Source organism: Streptomonospora halophila, from assembly GCF_039542725.1.
GTDB classification, from domain to species: Bacteria; Actinomycetota; Actinomycetes; order Streptosporangiales; family Streptosporangiaceae; genus Streptomonospora; species Streptomonospora halophila.
Map to the genome: position 1 here is coordinate 168600 of NZ_BAABIK010000008.1, position 9428 is coordinate 178027.

A 9428-nucleotide genomic window follows, 5' to 3' on the forward strand; every position below is an offset into this window, starting at 1 on the left:
CGCAGGCCGCGGCGCCGGAGCGCGCCCCGGCCGGGCCTCGGCGCACTCCGGGCGGCGGCCCGCGCCTGCGCCGCCCGGGGCGTCCGCGTTCGGCGAGAGGCCCCTCAGATCCCCCACCGCAGCCCCGGTGTGCTCACGGGGGCGTCCCACAGGTCCGTGAAGCCCTCCTCGGCCTCGCACACCGTGATGGAGCAGCCGGCCATGTCCAGGCTGGTCACGTAGTCGCCGACGGCGTTGCGGACGATGGAGACCCCGCGTTCCTCCAGCAGCGCCGCGACCTCGCCGTAGACCAGGTACAGCTCGCTGAGCGGCGTGCCGCCCATCCCGTTGACCACGACGATCGCCTCCGCGCCCGACTCCAGCGGGCGGTCGTCGAGGACCGCGTCGACCATGTCCGAGACGATCTCGCTCGCCGAGCGCAGCTTCTCGCGGCGCCGGCCCGGCTCACCGTGGATGCCCACGCCCACCTCGACCTCGTCCTCGGGCAGGTCGAAGCCCGGGCGGCCCGCCGAGGGCGTGGTGCAGGCGGTCAGCGCCACCGCGAAGGAGCGCGACGCGGCATCGACGCGGCGGCCGATCGCGGCCACCTCCTCCAGGGCGTCCCCGCGCGCCGCCGCCGCTCCGGCGATCTTCTCCACCAGCAGCGTGGCCCCCGTGCCGCGCCGGCCCGCGGTGAAGGTGGAGTCCTCCACCGCCACGTCGTCGTCGACCAGCACGGTCTCGACCCGCCGGCCCTCCTCGCCGGCCAGTTCCGCGGCCATCTCGAAGTTCATCACGTCGCCGGTGTAGTTCTTGACGATCAGCACGGTGCCCTCGCCGCTGTCGGCGGCGCGCACCGCCTCGACGACCTGGTCGGGAACCGGTGAGGTGAAGATCTCCCCGGGACATGCGGCGTCCAGCATGCCCTCGCCGACGAAGCCGGTGTGCAGCGGCTCGTGGCCGGAGCCCCCGCCCGAGACGAGGCCGACCTTGCCCGGCACCGCGCCGCGGGCGCGTGTGACCACGCGGGACTCCAGGTTCACGGACAGGTCGGGGTGGGCGGCCGCGAATCCGGCCAGCGCGTCGGTCAGGTAGGTGTCGGCGGTGTTGAGGAACTTCTTCATACGACTCGCTCCCGCGATGGCCTCGGCGGTGATATGCGCCGCAGCGCGCTTCCAGATGAGTAGCCTAGATCCCCATGGAAAACAGCGGCTCCACTGTCGGGATCGTGCTCGTGTCGCACAGCGGGAAACTCGCCGAAGGACTGCGCGAGCTGATCGACCAGCTCGGCTCGGCGGGCGGGCGTGTCTTCTGCGCCGGCGGCACGGACGAGGGAGGGCTCGGAACCTCCTACGAGCGGGTGAGCGCGGCCATCGCCGAGGCCGACTCGGGCGCGGGCGTGGTGGTGCTGCCCGACATCGGCAGCGCCGTGCTCACGGCGCGGCTGGTGCTGGAGGACGAGCCGCGCGAGGACGTGGTGGTCGTGGACGCCCCCTTCGTCGAAGGCGCGGTCTCCGCGGCGGTGACCGCGGCGACGGGCGGCGAGCTGTCCGCGGTCGCCGATGCGGCACGCGAGGCCCGCGGGCAGGCGAAGTTCCCGGCCTGAGGCCCGCGGAGGGCGGCCCCGCGTCTGCGGGCGCCGCCGGGGCGGCGCGGGGGCCTGCGGAGGGGCCGCGGTGCAGGCTGCGGCCGCGAGGCGGGAAAACCTTTTGCGCGGCCGCTTATCCTGGACTGCGGTATGAAAACGTCGTCTGCGGCTCCCTCCGGCTCCCGTTCCGGCATCGACCACCCTGAGCTCCGCGATCTCCGCCGGCGCCTGGCCCCGCTGATGCTCGCCGACCGGCACCGCCTGCGCCGCCGTATCGACGGGCTGCAGAAGGTTCGCACCGAGAGCAAGCGCGCCGGCATCGCCGCCGAGATCGCGGCCGAGATCGACTCCGCCCAGGCCCGTGTCGACCGCCGCGCCTCCGCCGTGCCCGCGATCGACTACCCCGAGGCGCTGCCGGTCAGCGCGCGCCGCGACGACATCGCGGCGGCCGTGCGCGACAACCAGGTCGTCATCGTCGCCGGCGAGACCGGCTCCGGAAAGACCACCCAGCTGCCCAAGATCTGCATGGAGCTGGGGCGCGGCGTGCACGGCGCCATCGGCCACACCCAGCCGCGCCGGCTGGCCGCGCGCACCGTCGCCGAGCGGATCGCCGAGGAGCTCGACACCCGGCTCGGCGAGGCCGTGGGCTACAAGGTGCGCTTCACCGACCGTTCCGGCGACGACACGCTGGTCAAGCTGATGACCGACGGCATCCTGCTGGCCGAGATCCAGCAGGACCGGATGCTGCGCCGCTACGACACGCTGATCATCGACGAGGCGCACGAGCGCAGCCTGAACATCGACTTCCTCCTCGGCTACATCAAGCAGCTGCTGCCGCGCCGCCCCGAGCTGAAGGTGATCATCACCTCGGCGACCATCGACCCCGAGCGCTTCTCGCGCCACTTCGGCGACGCCCCGATCGTCGAGGTGTCCGGGCGCACCTATCCCGTCGAGGTCCGCTACAACCCCGTCGAGGAGGAGTCCGAGCAGGAGGACCAGACCCAGGCGATCTGCTCTGCGGTCGACGAGCTGCAGGCCGAGGGGCCCGGCGACGTCCTCGTGTTCCTCAGCGGCGAGCGCGAGATCCGCGACACCGCCGACGCGCTGCACAAGCGGAGGCTGCGCGACACCGAGATCGTGCCCCTGTTCGCCCGCCTCTCCGCCGCCGAGCAGCACCGGGTCTTCGCCCCGCACAGCGGGCGCCGCATCGTCCTGGCCACCAACGTCGCCGAGACCTCGCTGACGGTGCCGGGCATCCGCTACGTCATCGATCCGGGCACCGCCCGCATCTCGCGCTACAGCCACCGCACCAAGGTGCAGCGGCTGCCGATCGAACCGGTCTCCCAGGCCTCGGCGAACCAGCGCAAGGGCCGCTGCGGCCGCGTCGCCGAGGGCATCTGCATCCGGCTCTACTCCGAGGACGACTTCCTCGCCCGGCCGGAGTTCACCGACCCCGAGATCCTGCGCACCAACCTCGCCTCGGTCATCCTGCAGATGGCCGCGCTGGGCCTGGGCGACGTCGCCGCCTTCCCGTTCGTCGACGGCCCCGACCGCCGCCAGATCAAGGACGGCGTGCACCTGCTGCAGGAGCTGGGCGCACTCGACCCCGGCGAGCCCGACCCCGGCAAGAGCCTCACCCCGATCGGGCGCCGCCTCTCCCAGCTGCCGGTCGACCCCCGGCTGGGCCGCATGGTGCTGGAGGCCGAGGACAACGGCTGCCTGCGCGAGGTCATGATCATCGCGGCGGCGCTGTCGATCCAGGACCCGCGCGAGCGCCCCGCCGACAAGCAGCAGGCCGCCGACGAGCAGCACGCCCGCTTCGCCGACAAGGAGTCGGACTTCCTGGCCTTCGTGAACCTGTGGGACTACCTGCAGGAGCAGCAGCGCGTGCTGTCGGGCAACCGGTTCCGGCGCATGTGCCGCGACGAGTACCTGAACTACCTGCGCGTCCGCGAATGGCAGGACATCTACAGCCAGCTCAAGCAGGTCGTCAAGGCCGACGGCGCCACGCTGAACACCTCCGCTCCCGCGCCGCGCGAGATCCACGTGTCGCTGCTGGCGGGGCTGCTGTCCCACGTCGGCCTCAAGGACCCCGACAAGCACGAGTACCTGGGCGGGCGCGGCGCCCGCTTCGCGATCTTCCCCGGCTCCTCGCTGTTCAAGAAGCAGCCCCGCTACGTCATGGCGGCCGAGCTGGTCGAGACCTCGCGGCTGTGGGCGCGCATGGTCGCGCGCATCGAGCCCGAGTGGGCCGAGCGGCTCGGCTCCCACCTGGTCAAACGCAGCTACAGCGAGCCGCACTGGGAGAAGAACCGCGGCGCGGTCATGGCCTACGAGCGGGTCACCCTCTACGGGGTGCCGCTGGTGGCCCAGCGCAAGGTCGCCTACGGCTCGATCGACCCCGGAGTCTCGCGCGAGCTGTTCATCCGCAACGCGCTGGTCGAGGGCGACTGGAACACCCAGCACGGCTTCTTCCACCAGAACCGGAAGCTGCTGGAGGAGGTCGAGGACCTGGAGCACCGCGCCCGCCGGCGCGACATCCTGGTCGACGACGAGACGCTGTTCCAGTTCTACGACGAGCGGGTGGGCGCCGAGGCCGTTTCGGCCGCCCACTTCGACACCTGGTGGAAGCGCGTCCGGCGACGGCAGCCCGACCTGCTCAACTTCGAGAAGTCGATGCTGATCAACGAGGGCACCGCCCGGGTCAGCGAACAGGACTACCCCGACCGGTGGCGCCAGGGCGAGCTCGCGTTCGAGCTCGGCTACCAGTTCGAGCCCGGCACCGACGCCGACGGCGTCACCGCGGTCGTGCCGCTGACCGTGCTCAACCAGGTGGCCGAGGAGGGCTTCGACTGGCAGATCCCCGGCCTGCGCGAGGACCTCGTCACCGCGCTGATCCGGTCGCTGCCCAAGCCGCTGCGGCGCAACTTCGTGCCCGTGCCCGACACCGCACGCGCGGTGCTGGGCCGGCTGACGCCCTACTCCGAGCCGCTCGCGCAGGCGCTGGCCCGCGAGCTGAGCACGATGAGCGGCGAGCGGATCGGCCCCGGCGACTTCGACTGGGAGAAGGTGCCCGACCACCTGCGCATCACCTTCCGCGCCGTCGGCGAGGGCCAGCAGACCCTGGCCGAGGAGAAGGACCTGGCGGCGCTGCGGGCACGGCTCAAGCCCCGGCTGCAGAAGGCCATCTCGGCCGAGGCGCGCGACATCGAGCGCTCCGGCCTGGACGACTGGGACTTCGGCCCGCTGCAGCGGGTGTTCGAGCGCCGCTCGGCCGGTCCCACCGTCAAGGGGTATCCCGCGCTGGTGGACGAGGGCGAGACCGTCGCCGTCCGCCTGTTGGACTCGGCGGCCGAGCAGCGCCAGGCCATGTGGCGCGGCGTGCGGCGGCTGCTCCTCCTGCAGGTGCCCTCGCCGGCGGCGGTGGTCCAGCGCGGCCTGGACAACCGCACCAAGCTGGCCCTCAGCCACAACCCGCACGGCGGCGTGCCCGCCCTGTTCGCGGACTGCCTGGAGTGCGCGGCCGACGCGCTGATGGCCGCCCGCGGCGGGCTGGAGGCGCTCACCTCCGCGGACGGCGGCGAATGGGACCCCGCGGCCTTCGCCGCCCTGCGCGAGTACGTGCGCGCCGAGCTCGCCGACACCCTCGACGAAGCGGTGTCGGGCGCGGCGCGAGTGCTGCAGACCGCGCACGACCTCGGGCGCAGGCTCAAGGGCACCACCAGCCTGGCCGTGCTGCCGTCGCTGAACGACATCCAGGGCCAGATCGCCGGGCTCGTACGCCCCGGCTTCGTCACCGAGGCCGGGCTGGCGCGGCTGCCGCACGTGCACCGCTACCTCAAGGCCGTCGAGTACCGGCTGGCGAAGATGCCCGAGAACCCGCGCCGCGACCAGGTCAACATGTCCAAGGTCGAGCAGATGCGCCAGGCCCGCGACAAGCTGCTCGGCGAGCTCCCGCCGGGCCGCGGCCAGGACGCCGACGTCCGCGAGATCGGCTGGATGCTGGAGGAGTTCCGGGTGAGTCTCTTCGCGCAGGAGGTGGGCGCCGCCTACCCGGTGTCGGAGAAGCGGATCCTCAAGGCGATCGAGGCGGCCCGGAGCTGACGGAGAGGGCGCGCTCCGGCCGCCGGCGGCGCGCCTCCGCGCTCGGCCGAGACGGTGGAAACCGGATAATCGGGCGGAAGGCCAGGCGGGCGCCGGCCGGGCGTGCACCGGGGTGCCGGAGCCCGGCCGCCCGCACCGGTCGCCCCTCCGGCGACCCGCACCGGCATCCGAACCGACCGAAAGGGCATCCATGACCGCATCCCGCCTGCTGTGGATCGGGACCTACACCCCCGACGCCGATCCCGAGGCCGCCGGGGCCGGCATCCACCGCGCCCGGCTGGACCCCGCCACCGGTGCGCTGAGCGGAGGCGAGGCGGCCGTCCGCACCACCGGGCCCTCCTTCCTTGCCGCGCACCCCGGCGGCGGCGTGCTCTACGCCGTCAGCGAGTGCGACCGGGGCGCGGTCGGCGCGTTCGCCGTCGGCGGGCAAGCCGGCACCGGCGGCGCTCCCGCGCTGACCGGGATCGCAAGCGTCTCGACGGGCGGGGCCTCGCCCTGCCACGTCCTGGTCCACCCCGAGGGGCGCCACGTCGTGGCCGCCAACTACGCCGACGGGCGCGTCAGCGTCCATCCGCTGGACGAGGAGGGGGCGCCCCGGGCGGCCGTCGCGGTGCTGGAGCACACCGGACACGGCCCCAACCCCGCGCGCCAGGAGCAGCCGCACGCCCACTCCGCGGCGATCGCGCCCGGAGGCCGGCACCTGCTGGTCGCCGACCTCGGCACCGACGAGCTGCGCTGCTACGCCTTCGACCCGCGGGCGGCCGATCCGGTGGGCCCGCTGACGGTGGCCGCCCGCCTCGTGCCGGGAGCGGGGCCGCGCCACATGGCCGTCCACCCCAACGGGCACCTGTACGTGGCCGGGGAGCTGGACTCGCGCGTGCACGTCCTGTCCTGGGACCCGGAGCGGGCGCGGGCGGTGCCCGTCGCCGACGCCGCCGCCAGCGGCCACGACGGCCCCAACCACCCGGGCGAGGTCGCGCTGTCGGGCGACGGCCGACTGGTCTACGTGTCCAACCGCGGCGCCGACACCATCGCGACCTTCGAGATCACCGGGGGCGGTACGGGCCTGCGCCGCATCGCCGAGACGCCGTGCGGCGGTGCCTGGCCGCGGCACTTCGCGATCACCGACGGCCACATCGTCGTCGCCAACCAGAAGTCGGCCGAGCTGTCGACACTGCGCCTCGACGCCCGGGGCATCCCGGCGGACACCGGCCACCGCCTCACCGTCAGCGACCCGGCCTGCGTGCTGCCGGCCTAGCCAGGGGCCGGGCGGAGCGGCGTGCATCGTTCGGCATAACCGACAATGGGGAGGGCAGCTCCCCGCCAACACGCACGAGAGGACGGGACCCCCATGTCCGAGGCCCCGAAGAACCGGGTCCGCCACCGCGGTCTGACCGCGCGCGACATCGCCCTCATCGGCGTGTTCGCGGCGCTGCTGGCCGTGCTCAGCATGCCCGTGGCCATTCCGGTCGGCCCGGTGCCGATCACGCTGCAGACGCTCGGGGTGATGCTCGCCCCCAGCCTGCTCGGCGCCAAGCGCGGGACGCTGGTGGTGCTGACCTTCCTGGCCCTGGTCGTGGCCGGGCTGCCGCTGCTGCCCGGCGGGCGCGGCGGGCCGGCGCCGTTCCTGGGCCCCACGGGCGGCTACATGCTCGGCTGGGTGTTCGGCGCCCTGGTCATCGGCCTGCTGGTGAACCTGATGCTGCCGCGCTACCGGTTCTGGCGCGGCCTGGGCATCAACATCGTCGGCGGTATCGGCGTGGTCTACCTGGTCGGCGTGCCCTGGAGCGCGGTCGCCCTCGGCGACGAGCTGCTGGGGCTGATCACGGGAGCGGGCGTGTTCCTGCCCGGGGACCTGGCCAAGGCCGCGCTGGCGGCGGGCATCGCCGCGGCCGTGCACCGGGCCTACCCGGTGCCGCCGGCCGGACGGCCGGTCACGGCCGGCGCCGGCGAGGACGCCGATGCGAGTGGCGCGGACGCCTCCGACTCCGCCGCCCCCGACTCCGGCGACCCGCGGGACCGCGCGGAATGACACTGCGGCTGGAGCGGGTCTCCCACGCCTACGACGGGCGCGCGGTGCTGCGCGGCGTCGACCTGGAGCTGAGCGAGCACCGGATCGGCGTCATCGGCGCCAACGGCTCCGGGAAGTCGACCCTGGCCCGCACGCTCAACGGCTTGGTGCTGCCCGACTCCGGCCGCGTGCTGGTCGACGGGCTGGACACCCGCCGCCACGCCCGCGAGATCCGGCGCCGGGTGGGCTTCGTCTTCTCCGACGCCTCCGCGCAGATCGTCATGCCCACGGTGGCCGAGGACGTCGCCATCGGCCTGCGCCGCAGCGGGCTGAGCGCGGCCGAGCGCAGCGCGCGGGTGGAGGCGGTCCTGCAGCGCCACGGCCTGGCCGGCCACCGCGACCACCCCGCGCACCTGCTCTCCGGCGGCCAACGCCAGATGCTCGCACTCGCGTCGGTGCTGGTCACCGAGCCGCAGGTGCTGGTGTGCGACGAGCCGACCACGCTGCTGGACCTGCGCAACACGGCGGTCATCGAGGAGACGCTCGGCGCTCTGCCGCAGCAGGTCGTGCTGCTCACCCACAACCTCGACAGCCTGGCCGGGTTCGACCGGGTGCTGGTGATGGACGAGGGGCGCGTGGTGTTCGACGGCGCCCCGGCCGAGGCCGTGGCCCACTACACCTCGCTGATGCGGCCGGAGGCCCGCGGCAGCCGCCCCGGGGACGGCGCTGCGGGCGCCGAGGGAGGCGCGGGCACGCCTCCGCCGGCTCCGGGAGGCGGGCTCCGGCGATGAGCACGGCCGGGCTCTACGTCCCGCCGCGCTCGCGCCGGGCGGTGCTGCACCGGCTGCCGGCCGGCGCCAAGCTGCTCGGCCTGGTGCTGGCCGTGGGCGCCGTGGTGGCCGCCGCGAACGCCGCCGTCGCGCTGGCGGCGGCCGCGTCCGCCGCCCTGCTGCACCCGCTGTGCGGGGTGGGCGTGCGCCCGGCACTGCGCACCCTGCGCGCCCTGGCGCCCTTCCTGGCCGCGATCGCGCTGTTCCAGTGGCTGGCGGGGGACTGGCCGTCGGCGGCGCGGGTGTGCGGTCAACTGGTCGCGGCGGCGCTGCTCGCGGGCCTGGTGACCGCCTCGACGCGGGTCAGCGAGATGCTCGACCTGTTCGAGCGCCTGGCGCGCCCGCTGGCCCGCTTCGGCGCCAACCCCCGGCGGGTGGCGCTGGTGCTCGCGCTGACCGTCCGCTGCATCCCGCTGGTCGCCTCGGCCTGGCGGACCTCCCGCGAGGCCTACGTCGCCCGCGGCCTGCGCGGCCGCCCCCACGTGATGGTGGTCCCGGTCATCGTGGGCCTGCTGCGCTCCGCGGACGCGCTGGGCGAAGCACTCACCGCTCGCGGAATCGACTGAACCGCCCTGGCGCGAAGCCGCCCCGAATGGCATATTCGGTGCATCCCAGGCGGCCGGAGCGGCTTCCTCCGCGATAGGCCCGTGTCCACCGCGGGCGCTCCGGTGCGCCAGGCGCCTGTGCGACGGTGGAGGACGAGCGGTGCGACGGCAGCCGACCGGCGGCCGGCCCCATATGCCGCCCCGTGTCCCGCGCGAGCCGGGCGACCCGCCGGAGCGCGGCACCGTAGGGCGGCGGCCGACTCCATGGGCGCTGCCGCAGCTCGCGTTCCCGCGGCGCCGCACCCGCGTCCTCGCGCCCGCCGACGAGCCGGACGGCGCCGCGCCGCCCGCCGCGCTCCGGGGCGGGGCAC

8 protein-coding genes are annotated in these 9428 nt (G+C 74.5%); 7 read left to right on the forward strand and 1 reads right to left on the reverse strand.

The window, feature by feature from the left end; translation table 11 throughout:
* Positions 1 to 104: 104 nt before the first annotated feature.
* On the reverse strand, positions 105 to 1103 hold the full coding sequence (gene dhaK, locus ABEA15_RS09525; protein WP_345556329.1) for a dihydroxyacetone kinase subunit DhaK: 999 nt from the start codon (positions 1101 to 1103) through the stop codon (positions 105 to 107).
* A gap of 74 nt (positions 1104 to 1177) precedes the next feature.
* On the opposite strand from dhaK, the gene dhaM reads away from it, so the two are divergent.
* From dhaM to ABEA15_RS09560, 7 genes are all read left to right on the forward strand, one after another.
* Entirely contained in the window at positions 1178 to 1585 is a 408-nt protein-coding gene (gene dhaM, locus ABEA15_RS09530; protein WP_344143366.1) for a dihydroxyacetone kinase phosphoryl donor subunit DhaM, read from the forward strand.
* Between the two features lie 132 nt (positions 1586 to 1717).
* Complete coding sequence (hrpA, locus tag ABEA15_RS09535; protein WP_345556330.1) at positions 1718 to 5671, forward strand: ATP-dependent RNA helicase HrpA; 3954 nt, start codon at positions 1718 to 1720, stop codon at positions 5669 to 5671.
* A gap of 190 nt (positions 5672 to 5861) precedes the next feature.
* Entirely contained in the window at positions 5862 to 6929 is a 1068-nt protein-coding gene (locus tag ABEA15_RS09540; RefSeq protein ID WP_345556331.1) for a lactonase family protein, read from the forward strand.
* 93 nt (positions 6930 to 7022) lie between these two features.
* Entirely contained in the window at positions 7023 to 7703 is a 681-nt protein-coding gene (locus tag ABEA15_RS09545; protein WP_345556332.1) for a biotin transporter BioY, read from the forward strand.
* Positions 7700 to 8473 (forward strand): energy-coupling factor ABC transporter ATP-binding protein, encoded by a 774-nt coding sequence (locus ABEA15_RS09550; protein ID WP_345556333.1) that lies wholly within the window; start codon positions 7700 to 7702, stop codon positions 8471 to 8473. The genes ABEA15_RS09545 and ABEA15_RS09550 overlap by 4 nt, the downstream gene beginning before the upstream one ends.
* On the forward strand, positions 8470 to 9078 hold the full coding sequence (locus tag ABEA15_RS09555; protein ID WP_344143361.1) for an energy-coupling factor transporter transmembrane component T family protein: 609 nt from the start codon (positions 8470 to 8472) through the stop codon (positions 9076 to 9078). Before ABEA15_RS09550 ends, ABEA15_RS09555 begins: the two co-directional genes overlap by 4 nt.
* Positions 9079 to 9217: 139 nt before the next feature.
* Positions 9218 to 9428: hypothetical protein (locus ABEA15_RS09560; protein ID WP_345556334.1), on the forward strand; the 211-nt coding region annotated here is incomplete at its 3' end.

Excerpts from the sequence above, each read along its gene's own strand:
- dhaK (WP_345556329.1), bottom strand. The coding sequence starts at position 1,103 with ATGAAGAAGTTCCTCAACACCGCCGACACCTACCTGACCGACGCGCTG.
- dhaM (WP_344143366.1), top strand. The coding sequence starts at position 1,178 with ATGGAAAACAGCGGCTCCACTGTCGGGATCGTGCTCGTGTCGCACAGC.
- hrpA (WP_345556330.1), top strand. The coding sequence starts at position 1,718 with ATGAAAACGTCGTCTGCGGCTCCCTCCGGCTCCCGTTCCGGCATCGAC.
- ABEA15_RS09540 (WP_345556331.1), top strand. The coding sequence starts at position 5,862 with ATGACCGCATCCCGCCTGCTGTGGATCGGGACCTACACCCCCGACGCC.
- ABEA15_RS09545 (WP_345556332.1), top strand. The coding sequence starts at position 7,023 with ATGTCCGAGGCCCCGAAGAACCGGGTCCGCCACCGCGGTCTGACCGCG.
- ABEA15_RS09550 (WP_345556333.1), top strand. The coding sequence starts at position 7,700 with ATGACACTGCGGCTGGAGCGGGTCTCCCACGCCTACGACGGGCGCGCG.
- ABEA15_RS09555 (WP_344143361.1), top strand. The coding sequence starts at position 8,470 with ATGAGCACGGCCGGGCTCTACGTCCCGCCGCGCTCGCGCCGGGCGGTG.